This window comes from Kouleothrix sp. 19917, from assembly GCF_057073505.1.
Window position 1 is genome coordinate 1,261,204 of record NZ_CP097099.1, and the last position, 17,965, is coordinate 1,279,168.

General features: G+C 65.5%; 15 protein-coding genes and 1 pseudogene. 4 read left to right on the forward strand and 12 right to left on the reverse strand.

What is annotated here, in order from left to right:
* Window positions 1–106: 106 nt before the first annotated feature.
* From M1P90_RS04945 to M1P90_RS04955, 3 genes and pseudogenes are all read left to right on the forward strand, one after another.
* Entirely contained in the window at window positions 107–2,758 is a 2,652-nt protein-coding gene (locus tag M1P90_RS04945) for an ATP-binding protein (protein WP_483701543.1), read from the forward strand.
* Between the two features lie 24 nt (window positions 2,759–2,782).
* Window positions 2,783–2,842 (forward strand): annotated as a pseudogene (locus tag M1P90_RS04950) (hypothetical protein); the annotation flags it as partial.
* Window positions 2,843–3,100: 258 nt separating this feature from the next.
* Window positions 3,101–4,327 (forward strand): cytochrome P450 family protein, encoded by a 1,227-nt coding sequence (locus tag M1P90_RS04955; protein ID WP_483704606.1) that lies wholly within the window; start codon window positions 3,101–3,103, stop codon window positions 4,325–4,327.
* An 80-nt stretch (window positions 4,328–4,407) separates the two neighbouring features.
* Here M1P90_RS04955 and uxaC read toward each other — a convergent pair whose 3' ends face one another.
* From uxaC to dapB, 3 genes are all read right to left on the reverse strand, one after another.
* Window positions 4,408–5,841, reverse strand: coding sequence for a glucuronate isomerase (gene uxaC / locus M1P90_RS04960; protein ID WP_483701544.1), 1,434 nt, complete (start codon window positions 5,839–5,841; stop codon window positions 4,408–4,410).
* A 192-nt stretch (window positions 5,842–6,033) separates the two neighbouring features.
* Window positions 6,034–7,290, reverse strand: coding sequence for an MFS transporter (locus tag M1P90_RS04965; protein WP_483701545.1), 1,257 nt, complete (start codon window positions 7,288–7,290; stop codon window positions 6,034–6,036).
* A 268-nt stretch (window positions 7,291–7,558) separates the two neighbouring features.
* The gene (dapB, locus tag M1P90_RS04970) at window positions 7,559–8,365 is read right to left on the reverse strand and encodes a 4-hydroxy-tetrahydrodipicolinate reductase (protein WP_483701546.1); all 807 of its coding nucleotides are present in this window, start codon (window positions 8,363–8,365) and stop codon (window positions 7,559–7,561) included.
* 389 nt (window positions 8,366–8,754) lie between these two features.
* Here dapB and M1P90_RS04975 point away from each other — a divergent pair, with 389 nt between their 5' ends.
* The gene (locus M1P90_RS04975; protein ID WP_483701547.1) at window positions 8,755–9,165 is read left to right on the forward strand and encodes a VOC family protein; all 411 of its coding nucleotides are present in this window, start codon (window positions 8,755–8,757) and stop codon (window positions 9,163–9,165) included.
* A 23-nt stretch (window positions 9,166–9,188) separates the two neighbouring features.
* On the opposite strand, the gene M1P90_RS04980 is transcribed toward M1P90_RS04975, so the two are convergent.
* The 9 genes from M1P90_RS04980 to M1P90_RS05020 form a co-directional block, all read right to left on the reverse strand.
* A complete protein-coding gene (locus M1P90_RS04980) occupies window positions 9,189–10,034 on the reverse strand; it encodes a glycoside hydrolase family 16 protein (protein WP_483701548.1) in 846 nt (281 codons plus the stop codon).
* 121 nt (window positions 10,035–10,155) lie between these two features.
* Window positions 10,156–10,776: a dihydrofolate reductase family protein gene (locus M1P90_RS04985; RefSeq protein WP_483701549.1), complete on the reverse strand. Its 621-nt coding sequence runs from the start codon at window positions 10,774–10,776 to the stop codon at window positions 10,156–10,158.
* A gap of 74 nt (window positions 10,777–10,850) precedes the next feature.
* Window positions 10,851–11,591: a metallophosphoesterase family protein gene (locus M1P90_RS04990; RefSeq protein WP_483701550.1), complete on the reverse strand. Its 741-nt coding sequence runs from the start codon at window positions 11,589–11,591 to the stop codon at window positions 10,851–10,853.
* 198 nt (window positions 11,592–11,789) lie between these two features.
* A complete protein-coding gene (locus tag M1P90_RS04995) occupies window positions 11,790–12,698 on the reverse strand; it encodes an NAD(P)-dependent oxidoreductase (RefSeq protein ID WP_483701551.1) in 909 nt (302 codons plus the stop codon).
* Between the two features lie 127 nt (window positions 12,699–12,825).
* Window positions 12,826–13,611, reverse strand: coding sequence for a trehalose-phosphatase (otsB, locus tag M1P90_RS05000; RefSeq protein ID WP_483701552.1), 786 nt, complete (start codon window positions 13,609–13,611; stop codon window positions 12,826–12,828).
* Window positions 13,611–14,117, reverse strand: a complete 507-nt coding sequence (locus tag M1P90_RS05005) for a hypothetical protein (protein ID WP_483701553.1) — start codon at window positions 14,115–14,117, stop codon at window positions 13,611–13,613. Before M1P90_RS05005 ends, otsB begins: the two co-directional genes overlap by 1 nt.
* 12 nt (window positions 14,118–14,129) lie before the next feature.
* Window positions 14,130–15,455, reverse strand: coding sequence for a family 4 glycosyl hydrolase (locus tag M1P90_RS05010; protein WP_483701554.1), 1,326 nt, complete (start codon window positions 15,453–15,455; stop codon window positions 14,130–14,132).
* A gap of 253 nt (window positions 15,456–15,708) precedes the next feature.
* Entirely contained in the window at window positions 15,709–16,530 is an 822-nt protein-coding gene (locus M1P90_RS05015) for a sugar phosphate isomerase/epimerase family protein (protein ID WP_483701555.1), read from the reverse strand.
* A 267-nt stretch (window positions 16,531–16,797) separates the two neighbouring features.
* Entirely contained in the window at window positions 16,798–17,958 is a 1,161-nt protein-coding gene (locus M1P90_RS05020; RefSeq protein WP_483701556.1) for a dihydrodipicolinate synthase family protein, read from the reverse strand.
* Window positions 17,959–17,965 lie beyond the last annotated feature (7 nt).

The following is a 17,965-nucleotide window of genomic DNA, read 5'->3' on the forward strand; positions in this document are numbered from 1 at the left end:
GCAACTCGCCAACCTGCAAACCTGCGAACCTGTAAACGCAGCACTTTCGGGCTATAATACAGCGCGTCTAAGATCGCACATTCCGGCGGCACAGGGGCAGGCAAGTATGCAACGGAGCACCGCCTTCGGCCAGATGATTCGCCAGCGGCGCAAGGCGCTCGACCTGACACAGGCCGAGCTGGCGCGGCAGGTTGGCTGCGCCGAGATCACAATTCGGAAAATCGAAGCTGGTGAATTCCAGCCGTCGCGGCCGTTTCTGGCGCGCCTGGCCGATCTGCTGGGTATCGCCGCAGGCGAGCGCGCCGAATTTCTTGCAGCCGGGCGCGGCGTCGCGGTCGAGCGCCTGGATACATTGCCCATCCCGCCCAACCCGCTGATCGGGCGCGAGGCCCAGCTGGCGGCGGCGCGCGCGCGCCTGCGCGACGATGACGTGCGCCTGCTGACGCTCACCGGGCCGGGCGGCGCAGGCAAAACGCGCCTGAGCCTGGCGATCGCGCGCGAGCTGGCCGGCGATTTCCGCGACGGCGTGTGCTTTGTGCCGCTGGCCGCCTTGTTCGACCCGGCGCGGCTGGGCGCGACAATTGCGCAGACGCTGGGCGTGGACGACCAGAGCGGCAGCGGGCACGACCAGGCGCTTGCGCACTTCCTGCGCGATAAGTCGCTGCTGCTGGTGCTCGATAACTTCGAGCAGATTGTGAACGCTGCGCCGCTTGTGGCTGCGCTGCTGGCGCAATGCCCGCAGCTGCGCGTGCTGGCAACCAGCCGGGTCGCGCTGCATCTTTCGGGCGAGCACGAGCTTGCGGTTCCGCCGCTGGCCCTGCCCGCGCCGCGCGCCGCCTCGCCCGACACGCTCCGCACTTCCCCGGCAGTGGCGCTGTTTGTGGCGTGCGCGCAGGCGGTTCGCGCCGATTTCGGCATCACGCAGGAAAATGCGCCAGCCGTGGCTGAGATTTGCGCGCGGCTGGATGGCCTGCCGCTGGCGATCGAGCTGGCTGCTGCGTGGATCAAGCTGCTGACACCCGCCGCGCTGCTGGCCCGCCTGAGCGGCGCGCAGTCGCTCCATATGCTCGCTGGCGGCGCGCGCGATCTGCCGGCCCGCCAGCAAACGCTGCGCAACACAATCGCATGGAGCTACGACCTGCTTGGCCCGGGCGAGCAGCGGCTGTTTCGGGCGCTGGGCGTGTGCGTTGGCGGCTGCACGCTGGAAACAGCCGAGGCGCTGGCCGCCGACCTGCCGCCCGCCCAGGTGCTCGGGGCGCTGGCCGCGCTGGTGGATGGCAGCCTGTTGCGCCAGGAAACTGGCCGCGTGATCATGCTGGAAACGATCCGCGAGTATGCGCTGGAGCTGCTGGCCGGCGCGGGCGAGCTGCCAGCAATGGCCCGCCGCCACGCCGATGTCTTTCTGGCGCTGGCCGAAACTGCGCGCACCCACCTGCTCGACGAGCAGCAGCAACACTGGCTGGAGCGCCTGGAAGCCGAGCACGACAACCTGCGCGCCGCGCTGGCGTGGTGCCGCGCGCCCGGCGGAGATGCGGCGCTGGGCCTGCGGCTGGCCGAGGCGCTGTGGGAATTCTGGCTGATGCGCGGGCATGTGGGCGAAGGGCGCGCGACCATTGCCGCGCTGCTTGATCTCGACACCGCGCCGTCGCTGGCGCGCGCGCGGCTGCTGAATGGCGCTGGGCGGCTGGCCTGGGCGCAGAACGACTGGCGCGAAGCGGCGGCGCTGCTGCAAGCGAGCCAGCGCCTGTGCGTTGATCTTGGCGATACATCGGGCAGCGCCAGCGCGCTCAACTACCTGGGCGAAGTGGCCGAGGCGCAGGGTGACTACGCGCAGGCGGCGGCGCATTTTGGGCAGAGTCTGGCGCTGTTCCAGCAGCTTGGCGACCGCGAAGGCAGCGCGGCGGTGCTGGTGAGCTACGGCCAGATGATGCAGGCGCAGGGTCAGCACAAGCGCGCCGCCGAGCTTGTGGACGCCAGCCTTTCACTGTTTGAGGAGCTGGGCGACCGGCGCGGGCTGGCGGTGGCGCTCACGGTGCAGGGCCAGGCGCTGCAAACGCTGGGCGAGTTTGCCCGCGCCGAGGAGCTGTTCGCCCGCAGCCTGGAGCTGTTTCGCGGGCTGGGCTACCGCCACGGCATGAGCTGGGCGCTGACCAACCAGGGCCAGACGGCGCTGGCGCGCGGCGAGGCCGCCCGCGCCGAGCAGTGTTTTGCGGCCAGCATCGAGCTGTACGAAGAGCTGGGCGACCAGCGCGGGCAGGCCTGGGCCATGGCCAATCAGGGCCAGGCTGCTGCCGCGCAGGGCGAAGACGCGCGCGCCCTCGATCTGCTCGAACGCAGCGTGGCGCTGTTCGACGCGCTTGGCGACCAGCGCGGCTACGCCTGGGCGCTGTACTTTGCCGCCCGCCGCGTTGCCGACATGGGAGACCATGCGCAGGCAGCAGAACGCTTTGCCGAAAGCCTGCGCATCTTTCACGCGCTCGACGACGCCTGGTTCGGCGCGGAGTGCCTGGCTGGGCTGGCCCACAGCTGCGCGGCAACGGGCCGCAAGCGCGCCGCCACCGAGCTTTTTGCCGCCGCCGACGCCATGCGCGCCACCAGCAGCGCGCACGCTGCCCCGCCCGACGACGCCCGAGCCACGGACGCTCTGCGCGCCCAACTTGGTGAAGCTGTGTTCGCCGAAGCATGGTCCGCTGGGCAGGCACTGGATGCCGAAGCGGCGATTGCGCTGGCAGCGCGGCCACCGACGACCGACGGCTGACGACCGAGGCAGGCCAGGTGACAGGTGGCAGGTGGCAGTGGGCAGTTGGCAGTTGGCAGTGGGCAGTTGGCAGTTGGCAGTGGGCAGTTGGCAGTGGGCAGTTGGCAGTGGGCAGTTGGCAGTGGGCAGTTGGCAGTGGGCAGTTGGCAGTGGGCAGTTGGCAGTGAGCAGGTGGCAGTGGGCAGTTGGCAGTGGACAGTTGGCAGTAAGACAAATCTCTGTGTCTCAGTGCCTCTGTGTCTCTGTGGTGAATACGTCGTTCGTCGGCCGTCAATCTGCGTAATCTGCGTAATCTGTGGATTATTCCCGGCAAATCAACCAGAAACAGCGAAAGGAACGCATATGAGCGCGCCACGAATCTATGAGCTGTACGGGGCGGAGTTTCGCCGTAACGACCGCGCAATTTACGCACGCATGCGCGCCGAAGCGCCGGTGGTGCAGCAGCCCGGCATCGACGGCCAGACGCCGATCTGGTTTGTTACTGGCGCGGCCGAAGTGGAGCAGGTGCTGGCCGACAGCGCGGCTTTTGCGCGCGACCCGGCGCGCATTTCGCCCGAGATGGCCGCCGATTTCCAGACGCCCGACCCGCGCGTGCGCGCGATCACCGACAACCACATGCTCAACTACGACGGCGAAGACCACCGGCGGCTGCGCGCACTGGTGAGCAAGGCCTTCACGCCGCGCGTGATCGAGGCGCTGCGCCCGCGCATTGCCGCAATTGCGAACGAGCTGATCGACGCGGTTGCGGCGCGCGGGCACATGGAGCTGGTTGGCGAATACGCGTTTCCGCTGCCAATTACGGTCATCGCCGAGCTGCTGGGCGTGCCGGGCGAGCGGCGCGACGACTTCCGCATCTGGTCGGATGCGTTTGTGCAGCCGGCCATGACCGCCGAGGAGCAGCAGCGCGCCATGGGCCTGCTGGGGGCGTTTGCCGCGTACATGGGGCAGCTTGTAGCCGAGCGCCGGCAAGCCCCGCGCGACGACCTGATCTCGCGCTTGATTCAGGCCGAGGAACAGGGCGACCGCCTGAACGAAAGCGAGCTGTTCAGCATGATCGCGCTGCTGATTGTGGCCGGGCACGAAACCACCGTTTCGCTGATTGGCGACGCGGCGCTGACGCTGTTGCAGCACCCCGATGCGCTGGCCGAATTGCGTGACAACCCGGCGCTCATTCCAGCCGCGATTGAGGAATTTCTGCGCTACGAGTCGCCGGTTGACCGCGCGCTGGTGCGCTTTGTGGTGCGCGATACGCTACTGGGCGGGCAGCAGTTGCGCCGGGGCGACCTGCTGATCGCGGCGTTGGGCGCGGCCAACCAGGACGAGGCGCGTTTCGCCCGTGCCGACGAGCTGGATATGCACCGCGCGCCGAACCCGCACCTGGCCTTTGGCAAAGGCATCCACTACTGCCTGGGCGCGCCGCTCGCTCGCCTGGAAGGCGCGATTGCGCTTCAAACGCTCATCCAGCGCCTGCCCAATCTGCGCCTGGAGCGCGCCCCCGACGCGCTGGCGTGGCGCGCTGTGCCACTGTTCCGCAGCCTGGTCGAGCTGCCGGTGAGCTGGGATGTGTGATACCAACATTCGCGGTTTGAACTATGCACTACGCACTACGATGCGAAGAACGTAGTGCGTAGTTCGTATATTTTATGCGTTTATTCGGAATGCGTTTCGAAGCGGTACGCGCGTTTCGCCAGGGTATATGCGCAGTCGGCGGCCATTTCCTGCGCGTCGTCTTCTTCCAGCAGCCCCTGCACCACCATGCCCGCCAGCCAGTCGCAGCTCACGCGCCGCCAGACATCGTGGCGGGCCGGGATGGACGCGAAGGCGCGCGTGTCGTCGTTGAAGCCGGCGGTGTTGTACAGGCCAGCCGTCTCGACCACGCGGTCGAAGTAGCGGCGCATTCCATTCACGCTGTCGAAGAACCACCAGGGCGGGCCGAGCCGCAGCGCAGGGTAGTGGCCCGCCAGCGGGGCCAGCTCGCGCCCGTAGGTGCTTTCGTCGAGCGTGAACAGGATCAGGCGCAGGCGCGGGTCGGTGCCATAGGCGTTGAGCAAAGGGTATAAATTGCGCGTCCACTCGGTCGCCAGCGGGATGTCGCCGCCCTTGTCGGGGCCGAAGCGCGCAAACACGGCGGCGTTGTGGTCGCGCAGGCTGCCGACGTGCAATTGCATCACCAGGCCATCTTCGGCGCTCATGCGCGCAAACTCAATCAGCATATGCCCGGTGAAGCGCGTCGCGTCGTCGGCATCGGCTGTGCCGGCCAGCGCCCGCGCAAAAATCGCTTCTGCTTCGGCGTCGCTTAGGCGCGCGGTGTAGGGCGTCAGCGCGGCGTGGTCGGTGGCGAGCGCGCCAAGCTGCTTGAAGAACGCACGCCGCTGCTCAAGCGCGCGAATGTAGCCGGCGTAGCTGCCCGCATCCTCGCCCGACACGTCCGCCAGCGCGGCGATCTGCTCGCGCCAGGCCGGGCTGGCAATATTCACCACTGCGTCGGGGCGGAAGGTTGGGCGGATGTGCGTCAGGCCGTCGGCGTGCATGCGGCGGTGCAGCTCCAGCGTGTCGGTTGCGGCGTCGGTGGTGCACAGCAGCTCGATATTGAAGCGGCGCAGCAGCGCGCGCGGGGCGAATTCGGGCCGGGCGATCTGCGCTGCGAGCTGGTCGTAGATGCGCCCGGCGATCGCGCCATTCAGCCGCTCGCGCACGCCAAACACATTCGCCAGCTCGTCTTGCAGCCACAGCCCGGTGGGCGTGCCGCGAAACAGGGAGAAGTTCTCGGCAAAGCGCTGCCAGATTGCGCGGTGGTCTTTTTCGACTGGCACACCGTCGCGGGTTGGCACGCCCAGCGCTTCCAGCGCGATGCCCTGGCTGTAGAGCATGCGGAAAATGTAGTGATCGGGGATGATGAACAGCTCGGCGGGTGTGCCCAGCGTGGCGTCCGGGTCGGCCAGCAGCGCGGGCGGCACATGGCCGTGCGGGCAGATCAGCGGCAGGTCCTTCACGCTGGCGTAGAGCGCGCGCGCCACACTGCGCTGCGCGGGGTCGGCGCTGAAGCAGCGGTCGGGCGCAGGCGCCCAGGATGTGTCAGACATAACAGGTTCCTTTTGTAGGGCCGAGAACCGACGAAGGGCGTATTGCGATACGCCCAGACCAAAAACCGCAGAACCGACAGCAGGACACGAGACAGGGAGACACGCGACGAGAGCCGCGATACTCGGTATCCCGAATAATCTGCGTCATCTGTGAAATCTGTGGATTATCTACATCTCCCCATCCCCTATCCGCTACACCGCCGCCGCCGCGAGCCGCTTCTGCGCGGCCTGACCAGCCAGGTAGGCCAGCAGCGCGCCAATGCTGTACAGCACAATCGTCAGCACGAAGGGCAGCACCTTGTCGATTGCCGACAGCTCGCCCGCGATCCAGCCAAACGGCGAAGTCAGCAGAATCACGCCAACGTAGATCAGCGACTGCACGCGCGCGCGCTCCTGCGCATCGACCGTGAGCACAATCATCTGGTCAACCAGCGGGCTGACGGCGGCGAAGCTGCATGCTTCCAGAAACACACTGAGCAGCAGCATGCCGTAGCCCTGCTCGGGCGCGCTCACCAGCACGATCTGGCTGGCCAGAAAGCCCAGAAAGCCGATGATCATGGGTATTTTCGGGTTGAGCTTGTTCAGGCGCGGCATCAGCAGGAAGAAGAAACTCAGAATGATCGCCGACTTCACAAATGGGAACAGCGCCAGGTAGCGAGGGGCAATTTGCAGCTTCTGCGTGACCAGGATCGACCAGAAGCCGCCGCTGATCAGGTTCGCGATGCTGATGACCAGCATGATGCCGGCGGTGTACAGGGTTTGCGGCGCGCGCAAAATGCTGCGCGCAACGCCACGATACTCGCCCAGCAATTTCAGCGAGCTTTGGCCGCGTGTTGCCTCCATTCGCACTTTGCCCTGGCGCGTTTCGTCGGTGTAGATATACGTCAGCACTGCCTTGAGCGTGAACATAATCGCCGCGAAAACGTACAGGCCGCGCATGGTCGGCACCAGCGAGAACAGCCCGATCATCAGGCCGGCCAGCGGCGCCACAAAGCCAACGATCTGGTTCGAGATATAGATCCAGGTGTACATATCCACTATCTGCTCGGGCTCGGCGTCTTCCACCAGCAGGCAGCTCCACGAGTTCAGCGTAATGCGCCACATGCTGTTGATCAGGCCTGCAGCAAGAAATACCCAGAAGCTGTTCGCCACCGCCGACAGCAGCGACGGCACCGTCCAGGCAAAAATATCGAATACCAGCGTGGTCAGGCGGCGGCCCATTTTGTCGGTGATCACGCCGCTGAACAGGGCGAACACGATCTGGAAGCCCCAGCTCAGGCTGAGGATCAGGCCGATCTGCTGATCGGACAGGCCGAGGGCAAGCATATAGATCGAGACGTAGGGCGCGTAGAGGTTGAACGGAACGCCCCACAGCGGTTCGGTGTACACACAGCCGCGTGGGTTGCCGCGCAGAGTCACGAGCGCGGTGATCAGCGAGTGACGTTTCAAGGTCGAAGCTCCGTTGTTGTAGAGTTTTGAGTGTTGAGTGTTGAATGTTGAGTTTACAGGTTGGCAGGTTGCAGGTTGCAGGTTGCAGGTTGGCAGGTTTGCCTTCGCCACCGATACAATCTGCAACCTTCGCACTTTTTAACTTGCAACTGTCTCCGTGCCTTCGTGCCTTCTCGCCAGCTGGTAGAACCTGCAACTCCAATGCTTTTGCGCTCTTTGCGCTCTTTGCGGTAAAAATACGCCTGCCGGTGTCGTTCGTCGCTCGTCGCTACCCCAGGTCGAGCACGGTATCGAGGCCGCGGCGCAGGCCGCTGAGCGTGCCAACCTTGCGAATCGCCAGCAGCGCGCCGTCGACATAGGGCTCGGCGCTGCTGCCCGAGTCGTGGCGGATGCTCAGCCGCTGGTCGGGCATGCCAAAAATGATCTCGGCCGAGATCGTGTAGCTGGGCAGGCGCAGCGCGTGCACCTGCGAGCCGCTCATACGCGCGCCACGCGTTTCGGCCACGCCCTGCGTTTGGTCCAGCGGCACGGTCAGCTCCGAATCGCGCACTTTCCCCAGGCGCGCAGCCAGCTCGCGCACCGTGCCGCTTGGCGCATCCTTCTTGCCGTCGTAGGCGTAGTCGATAATCTCCCACTGCGGGATGTACTTCGCCGCCATTTCGGCAAACTTTTGCAGCAGCACCACCGTGAGCGCGAAGTTGCCAACCGCCAGCACGGCGCGGTTCTGCTGCTCGGCCACCGACGCGATTTCGGCGTAGTCAGCATCCGACAGGCCCGAGGTGCCGACGACGACATGCGCGCCGTGCCCGAGCGCGGCCAGAATGCTGGTCTTGGCGACATCGGGCTTGGTGTACTCGAAAAACACATCGCAGGGCTGCGCCGCCAGCGCCTCGGCGGCAGTGGCGAAGATCGGCGCATCGAGGCGCGGCTCGCCCAGCACCTCGCCCAGCGCGCGCCCAGCCTGCGAGCGCCCGACCGCCGCCACCAGCGCAATATCGCCCGCGCCGGCAATTGCGCGCGCCAGCGCCGAGCCGGCCCAGCCGGTCGCGCCGGCAAGACAGACACGAATGCTCATGGTTGTTCACTTTCTTTTATTGGTGGAGCAGTCTTGCGGTGCCGGGGGCGAGTATACCACAGGCCGCAGAACGAGCGGATGCGGCTTGCGAAGGAACCTGTGCCAGATTGAGCGCAGGAAGAAAAGGAGAAAAGAGCGCCCCGGCCGGGCAGCGCGGCTGGCGCGATTTCGAGCGAAGCGGCAAGCGAGAAGCGGATGCAGGTGCCGGCACGGGTGCGTTCCGGGCGCGTCTGGTGGTCTGCTGAAGCGCTTTTCGGCGGCAGGGTGTAGTTGTGGCCTGCATGGCTGCCCCGTTCCCGGCCGCGTGCGTCGGTACGCTACTTGATAGGTTTGGCTGTGTGGAAGACGATCGTGTTTGGCACGGTCGGCATGAAGAGGAGATTTGTACAATGCAGGTCAAACAGCTTGGCTTTGTATTCCTGTCGAAAGATGTGCGCAGTGCATCGGCATTTTATACAACACATTTCGGCTTTCGCGCCCTGGTCGTGCTCGATTGGTTCGCGAGTCATCAGCATCCCGATCACAGCCATATTTTCCTTGATCTGGTTCAGGAAGGTCATGCCGCAGCTGGCGCTGGGCTGCGCAATGAACACACGCGTGGCGTGCTGCTCGCGCTGGTGGTAGACGACTGCGACAAGGAGTTTGTGCGGGTGCAGCAGGCGGGGCTGCCGGTGCTAATGGCACCGCAGGATGAGCCCTGGGGCCAGCGACGCTGCCAGATTCAAGCGCCCGATGGCGTCGTCGTCGAGCTGATACAGCAGATTCCGCCGGATGCTGAATGGATGCAGGCTAACGCATAGCTTCACCGCCCAAAGCGGCGCGCTCAGCTCGTGCCATACCCGCCCAACGGCTGGTAGGCGCGGAAGTAGTCGATCACGAACTCTTTCGGGTAGGCGGCGGGCGGGCGGATGCGCTCGGTCTCTGCGTCAACCGGCAGCTCATAGATGTCGAGCATGAATTGCATGGGGTAGTTTGGCGACTGCTGGACCGTGCGAACCAGCCAGTTGTCGACATAAAAATCCACGCGGTCGGGCATCCACTCTGCGGCGTAAATATGGAACTGGGTCGCGTCGATGGGCAGCTCGGTTTCGGCAAAATCATCGCGGAGCAGCGGGTCGGCCCAGGGGTGGACGCCATGGCCGTTGCGGGCGGTGTTTGGCGTCATGTTCGTGCCTTTGATCTCCATAATCGCGATTTCGCCCGAGCGCTCGGGCGCGTCTTCGAATCCGATCATCCACAGCGCGAACAGGCAGCGCGGGTCGCGCGGGCCACGGGCGCGCAGCTCGAAGTAGCCGTAGTGCGGGGTGTAGGTGCGCTCGGGCGTTTGTTCTTCGCGCACGGTGCAGGCCGCGCTGAAGCGATGCTGGCCGACATTGCTGCCCAGCGGCCCGGCGAACACGCCGGTTTGCACCGACGAGCAGCGGTTGGTGCCGTCGAACTCGGGGCACCACGGCGCGTGGTCGTAGGCGATCTGCAGCGCCAGCGCGCCGTCGCGCAGGGCGTAGCGCGGTGCCGAGCGCGCCCGCGAGCTCCACTGCGGCAGGTACACCGGCAGCCACTTGCCTGTGTCGAGCGCGCCGCCATCGAACTCGTCGTGGAATTCCAGCCGGTAGCCGGGCTTTTCGAGCGGGTTGGGCGGAAATTCGCCAGCGGCGAGTGGCGAGTTCATGCTGCTCCTTCCTCAGGGTTGAGCCACGGAGCGCACAGAGTCCATTGAGCAGGATGGTTCAAAATCGGAGTCCTCTGTGTTCTCTGTGGCCCAATACTTCTGCATCGTGCGATACGCGCGGCTAGGCTGCGTTGGTAGGCTTGCTCACTTCATAGCACGCCAGCAGGTTGCCCGATCCCTGCCATGTGCGCGAGTGAATGAGCTTCAGCGCCACTGGCGGCCGGCCATCGAAGATGGGAGTGCCCGCGCCGGCGATAAGTGGGAAGTAGGTCAGGTGCAGCTCGTCGACCAGGCCGTGCACCAGCAGGTCGTTCCAGAGCATGCGGCTCAGCATCACCAGGATGTCGCGGCCGGGCTGTTGCTTGAGCGCGGCAATTTCGGTGTACGCATCGGCGCGGGCGATCACGCGGGTGTTGTCCCACGGCGCCAGCTCGGCGGCGCTGAGCTTGTCGGAAATGACGAGCTTCTCGACCGAGCGCATCAGGCTGGCGATCTCGCGGCGAATGGGCGTGGCGTTCGGGTCGTTGGGCAGCGCCGTCCAGTAGTTTTTATTGCCCAGAAAGGCGGTGCGGCTCAGCAGCAGGAAATCGGCGGCGCGCAAGCGCTCGGCGTTATACTCGTCGAACTGCCAATTGTTGTGGTAATCGCGATGGTAATATGCGAACAGCGGCTCGATCTGCTTGCCTTCGCCCTCGTAGTAGCCGTCGAGCGTGCAGAAATTGCTGACGATCAGCTTGCGCATAGTTTCCCTCCTTCTCGTGCTGCCTCCCATCCTAGCATATCTGTTCGCTGTGTCAGCAAGCGTCACATGTACGCTCAGTCCACATCCACTTTGCGCCCGCGATAGCGCCCGGTGCGCAGCTCGTTGGCGTAGGCATCGAGCTCGGGCATGGCGAGCGCCGCCGCGTCGCTGATGGCGCGCTCGATGTCGTAGGGCACGCGAACAAGCTGGATGCCGAACGGAGCGGCGGCGCTGCTGCCATACGTGCCTTCGAGAATCGCGTAGGACGCCTGGGTGACGTCGAGCGGGTTGCCGACGCTGCCAGCGTTGAACAGTGTGCGGTTGCGAAAGCTCTTGGCGTAGGCGCTGTGAATGTCGCCATAGCCCACCACGTCGGGCGGCGGGCCGTCGCCGGTGAAGGGCGTGTTGCTGAACATGGCCATATGCTTTTCGCGCGTGTCGTCCATCTGCACGCGGTAGTACACGCTTTCCTGCGAGGCGTGGAACAGGCGAATGCGCTTGCCGCTCATTTCGAATTCCAGCAGGTAGGGCAGGGTCGCGATGTAGTCGAGCCGGGCCGGGCCGAGGCGCTGCTGGTGCCATTGCAGGGTCGGGTTGTCGGTTTCGTTGAGGATGAAATCGTCCCAGTTGCCGCGCACAATCGCCTCGCACGCCGCGCGGCAGATGTCGGTGGCCTGGTCGGAGTGCGGGCCTTTGCCGACCAGGTCGCCCAGGCAGAAGATGCGGGTAATGCCACGCGCGGCGATGTCGTCGAGGGTGGCGTGCAGGGCGGGCAGGTTGCCGTGGATGTCGGAAATGATTGCGATGCGGTCCATAGAGTTCCTCACTCGTCAGAAGTCAGGATTCAGGATTCAGCAATCTGTTTGCCACGAAGTCAGGAAGACACAAAGATCAGAGAAAGCAGCATAGGGATGGGAACGATCCACAGATTACGCCGATTACACAGATTTGAGGTCGTTAATCTGCGCAATCGGTGTCATCTGTGGATGAATTTATAACTCTGGGTGCTGCGCCTAGCCGGTTTCGTCGCGCACAGCGCTGGTGCGCTGCTCAATCGCGTGGAGCACGCCCGACATGTCGATGCGCTGGTGGCCGAGGGCGAGCGTTTCGCCATACAGCTCGCGCGCGCGGTCGAGCATGGGCGAGGCGATACTGGCGGCGCGGGCGGCGGCGGCGATCAGATTCGTGCTGGCGTAGGCGTCGGCCATGGCAGCCTGCACGCTGAAATCACGGGCGACCAGCTTGGGGATTTTCACGCGGCTCATGTCGCTGGCGAGCTGCCCGGCGTTGAGCGCCAGCCCGAACTGCGCGAGGTCGAGACCGTTCTCGGCGGCGAAGTGCGTGGCTTCGGCCAGGCTGGCGACGCAGGTGATGAGAAAAAGGTTGATCGCCAGCTTCATCAGCAGGCCATTGCCCACTGCGCCACACACAACCACCTCGCGGCACATGGGCGCGAGCAGCGGGCGCACATCCGCCACAGTCGCGGGTTCGCCGGCCAGCAGTGCAACCAGCTGCGCGGCCTCGGCGGGCTTGCGCGAGCCGGAAACCGGCGCTTCGGCATAGCGCCCGCCAGCCGCGCGAACCTCGCTTTCCAGGGCGCGGGCGTAGTCGGGCGCGGCTGAGCCCATGTTGACGACCGTGCGCCCGGCGACGAGATGGGCGAATTCAGGCGTGCCGCGCCCCAGCACGGCGTCGGTGGCGGCCTGGTTTATCAACATCAGAATGACGCTGCTGGCGCGTGCAAAGACCTCGGCCACGCTCCCTGCCACCTGCGCGCCGGCGGCGCGAAGCGGCTCGCAGCGCTCGGGCGTGCGGTTCCACACCACCAGCGGCGTGCCGGCGCGGGCGAGGTTCAGCGCCATTGGCTCGCCCATCACGCCAATGCCGACAAAGCCGACCGTGTTTGGTTCGGAAAGAGTCATGCTTGCATCCTCCAGGCGTCTTGCGAACAGCATCGGGTAGATCGGGTGGAAGGTACACGCCTGTGGCTGGTGCGTCAAGGGACAATCTGGACGTGCGGCGGGTGAATTGGAATGCGAATGCGAATGGTCAACGTTCCCCAACCCACTGACCCAAAACGGCAACCAGCTCGGCGGGCGGCGCGATCCACACATCTGCTGCTGTCGGGCGAAACTTGGGCTGCACCAGAAAGCTGACGCCGTGGCCTCGGAGCGCCAGAAACGCATCTTCGTCGGTGGCGTCGTCGCCGAAGCAGGCCGCGCTGGCAAAATTGCCCGGCTGCTCGGCCAGGATGGTGCGCACGGCAACGCCCTTGTCGCGGCCCAGCGCGCGCAATTCCAGCCCGCCGTCGAAGGTGTGCAGGGCGAGCTTTTCGGGAATGGCGAGCGGCTGCCAGCGTTGGGCTGCGGCCTGCCGGATGGCGGCTACATCTTCGGCAGGCAGGCCGCGCCAGTGCACGGTCACGCTGGCAGTCTTGCGCTCGCTGCGTTTCGCCAGGCCCAGCGCAGCTACCGCCGCAGCGGCACGTTCCAGCGCCGCGCCGACCTCACGTTCGGGCGCGGCCTGCTCGGCAGTGCCGTCGGGAAGCTGGCGCTCCCAGCCGTGCGCGCCCCACAGCTCGGGCATGGGGTCGAGCGGGAGCATTGGCCGCAGGTCGGCCAGGGCGCGCCCGCTGATGATCACCAGCCGCGTGCGCCCGCCATCGATGATTGCCTGCAAAAGTTCAGCGACCTGCGGGTAGGGCCGCGCCTGGAAGCGGTCGGGGTGGAAGGGCGCGAGCGTGCCGTCGTAATCGAGCAGCAGCAGGCGTGGCGCGGCAGCGTGCAGGGTGCGAAAAAACGCATCGAGATCGAGCTGTGGGTTCAGAATTTGCACTATGCGCCCGTTTGCTGGTCGAGGTAGCGCAGCAGCTCAGTTGCGCCCGCGCCCTGCGCCAGAATCTCGAACGGGTAGCCCATGCCGCCATAGCCGATGTTCCAGCTTGCCAGCGCCAGATCGGGCGCTTGCGCCAATGCGCGGATCACCCGCATTTCTTCCGCGCCGTGCTGGCCAGGGTAGCCACCATAGCCGCGCACAATCTGGAATTCATTCTGACACGCCTGCATGGTGTGGAAAATATACACATTCTGCTCCGCAACGCCTTCGATGTTCGCAACAATCGCCGCGCGCTGCTGGCTGTCGATATACATGACATAATCGCATTGGCGCTGATGAATCGGACAGTGCTGCGCGTGCGCCTCGTAGAGCGCGAAACCCTGCGGCGCAAGCGCGCAAAATGCCCCGGCAAGGGCGGCCGCGCTGGCGGGCGCAAACCTTGCGCTGAAGCACCAGTCTGGCCCTTTGCCGGCGGCTTCCAGTTCCCAAAACCAATCGTCCCTCATCGCTACTTCCTTTCACGCGAACTGCGGCAGCAGCGCGGCATGCGCCTGGAGCAGCTCGTCGAGCATGCGGGGTGCGGTGCGGAAATCGCGCACCAGCGGGTCGTTCAGCAGCGCCTGCAAGGCCAGCGCGCGCTCGCCGGTCAGCGCCGCCTCGACAATCATTTCCTGGTTGAGCACATGCGGCGCGACGGTGTTCAGCACGCCGGGCGGCAGCGCGCCCACGCTCACGCCGTGCGCGCCAGTCGGGCCGACCATGCCCATGGTTTCGACCACCGCGCCGCGTGGCAGGTTGTCGATCTGGCCCGCGTTGGGCAGGTTGACGATGGTGTGAATGCTGCGCCCGTTCGCCACCGCCGCAATGATGTCGGCCACATGCTCTTCCGAGCGCGCGGTTGCCAGCGGCTTGCTGCCATCCAGCCAGCCGCGCACATTGGCGCGGGCCACGCGGGCCACTTCTTCGCGATGCGGAATTTCGGTGAGCAGCACGCCATAATCGGCACCGGCGTGCGTTGCGTCGGTCAGGAAGTAGGGAAAGAACTCGGCGACATGGCGGTCGCCAGCGGCGGGCAGCGCACCAAACACGTCGAGCAGCGCCAGCTTGACCTGCCAGCGATCCTGGAAGGGCGAGAGAAAGGTGCCGCTGGTGGCCTTGACGGGCGCGGCCTTGCCCGCCGCGACATACTCGCGAATCATCTGCAGGCCGTCCTGCCCGCGAATTTGCAGGTCGAGCAGCCAGATCAGGTGGTTGACGCCGGCCACACGCACGGCGATCTCGTCGTTCGTTGCGCCAAACATCTCGCGCAGGGTTGCGCGCACGCCAAACAGCTCGTGGCACAGCCCAACGACCTTGAGCCGGGTGGTTTTCGCAATCGCGCGCGTCAGCGCGGTCATGGGGTTGGTCAGGTTGAGCAGCCATGCGTCGGGGCACACGCGCTCCATTGTGCGGGCGATTTCGAGCATCGGCGGGATGTTGCGCAGGGCCCGCGACAGGCCGCCCGGCCCAACCGTGTCGCCAACCGACTGGTAAATGCCGTAGCGGCGCGGGATTTCGAGGTCGTGGCGCATTGCTTCCAGGCCGCCAGTGGTAATCGTCACAATCACGAACTCTGCGCCGCGCAATGCCGACCCCAAATCGGTCGTCGCCTCAATTGTGAATTGCGCGCCGGTCGCCGCCAGGATTGCCCGGCCAAGCTGCTGAATGTCTTCCAGCGCGTCGGGCGCGATGTCGTGCAGCACAATCGTGCCCGACAGGTCGGGCAGGGCGGCGAGGTCGCGCAGGATGATTGGGCTCCAGTTGTAGCTGCCCCCGCCGACAATGCAGATGCGTGTTTGGGCCATGGTTGGGTCTCCTGTATGCTTGCAGCGACGAATGACGAAGGAATAATTCACCGCAAAGAGCGCGGTTTACGGAACCACGAAGGCACGAAGACACGAAGACACGAACAACTGCCGAGTGGCGTATGCGATACGCCCCGTCGCAAACCTGCAAACTGGCGTATACAATACGCCCCGTCGCAAATCGGCGTATGCGATACGCCCCGCCGCAAACCTGCAAACTCAACATTCAGCACTCAAAACTCAACACTTCCCGCTAGACGCACTCGCGGTAGCGCTGGCACATGCGCGCCAGTACCTCGTCGCCGGGCGCATCCCAAATCGCCTGGTTGAAAATTTCGGCCTCGATTGGGCCGGTGTAGCCAGCAGCCTCGACCCTGGCGCGAATGCCGCGCAGGTCGATTGCGCCGTCGCCCATCATCCCGCGCCCAAGCAGCGGGTCGGGCAGCGGCACCAGCCAGTCGTTGATGTGGAAGGCGAGAATATTCCTGCCCGCCCGCGCAATCTGCGCGTCGAGGTCGGGGTCCCACCATGTATGAAACACGTCGGCGACGATGCCGAGCCACGGCGACGCAAAGCGCTCAACGAGCGCGTTGGCCTCGGCCAGCGTGACGATCACCGAGCGGTCGGCGGCGTACATCGGGTGCAGCGGCTCGATGCCCAGGCGCACGCCGCACTGGGCCGCATAGGGCAGCGCGGCGGCAATGCCATCGGCGACCATGCCGCGCGCCGCGGCGATATCCTTGTCGGGCGCGGGGCCGCAGACCAGCACCAGCAGGTCGGTGCCAAGCGCGGCGGCCTCGTCGATTGCGCGCAGGTTGTCGTCGATGCGGGCCTGGCGCTCGGCGGCACTCCCAGCCGGGAAAAACCCGCCCCGGCACAGGCTCGACACCTTCAACCCGGCGTCGCGTACCAGCCGCGCGCTGGCGGCCAGCCCGGCCTGCGCCACTTTATCGCGCCACGGCGCGATCCACGGGATACCGGCACGCGCGCAGCCTTCAGCCGCCTCGGCCAGACTCCAGCGTTGGGTAGTGGCGGTATTCAGGCTCAGGCGCGATAGATCAGTAAGTTCTTGCACGGCCTTTTCTTTCTTTTACCACGAAGACACGAAGGCGCGAAGGTTTAGGGATAAATAAACCGCAAAGAGCGCGAAGGGCGCAAAGTGTGAGCGGGTGAAAGGGTGAAAGGGCGAAAAGGTGAAAGGGTGATCACCTGTACTTCATAACCCCGTGTCTCGTGTCTCCCTGTCTCCTCTTCTCAGTCGCCTCCGTGTCTCCGCGCTTTCGTGGTACTTGCAAATTTTAATCGCCTCTGCGTTCTTTGCGCTCTTTGCGGTTCAGTTCTCTCACTTAACCCCCGCCAGCGCCAGCACCGGGCGCATGCGCGCTGCCGCCTGCTCGGGGTCGCGCAGCAGCCCAGCCGCGTCGGCCAGGGCGAACAGCTCGCCGAGGTGGCGGATCGAGCGGGCGCTTTCCTGCCCGCCGAGCATGCGGAAGTGCGGCTGGTGGCCGTTCAGGTAGGCCAGAAAGACCACGCCGGTTTTGTAGAAAAAAGTCGGTTTCTGGAAAATATGGCGCGAAAGCGGCACCGTTGGCGCGAAGATCGCTTCGTACTGCGCCGTGTCGCCCGCGTCGAGCGCGTGGAGCGCGGCGGCAGCGGCGGGCGCAATCGCGTCGAAGATACCGAGCAGCGCATGGCTGTGGCCGTGCTCGTCGCCCGCGATCAGGTTGGGGTAGTTGAAGTCGTCGCCGGTGTACATCTTCACGTTGGGCGGCAAGCGGCGGCGCATGGCGATTTCGTGGCCGGCGTCGAGCAGCGAGATTTTGATGCCGTCGATGTTGCTGGCGTGGCTGGCGATAATCTTCAGGCACACATCCATCGCGGTCGGGATGTCGCGGCTGCCCCAGTAGCCAGCCAGCTGCGGGTCGAACATGTCGCCCAGCCAGTGCAGGATGACCGGCTGCTGCACCTGCGACAGAATCGTATCGTAGACGCGCATGTAGTCGTCGGGGCCGCGCGCGCAGGCCGCCAGGGCACGACTTGCCATGAGGATCACGCGCCCGCCCGCGCCTTCCACAAACCCAACCTGCTCGGCATAGGCAGCCTCAACCGCGTCGAGCGCAAGGTCGGGCGCGGGCGCAAGATGGTCGGTGCCTGCGCCGCACGCAATTGTCCCGCCCACGGCGCGCGCCTCGGCCAGCGAGCGGCGGATTAGCTCCTGACTCCCGCGCCAGTCGAGACCCATGCCGCGCTGCGCGGTGTCCATCGCCTCGGCCACGGCAAAGCCCAGGCTCCACAGGTGGCGGCGAAAGGCCAACGTCGTTTCCCAGTCGATCGCGGCGTCCTGCGTTGGGTGCGTGGTCGCCAGCGGATCAACGACGACGTGCGCGGCGGCATAGGCCACGCGGCTCGTGAACGGCGCGGCGGGCGCATGCCACGCGCGGCCCTGCCCAACGGAATAGGACGCGAGCGTGCCGTCGGCGCGCGGGAGGGTGAGGGTTGTCATGGCTGTA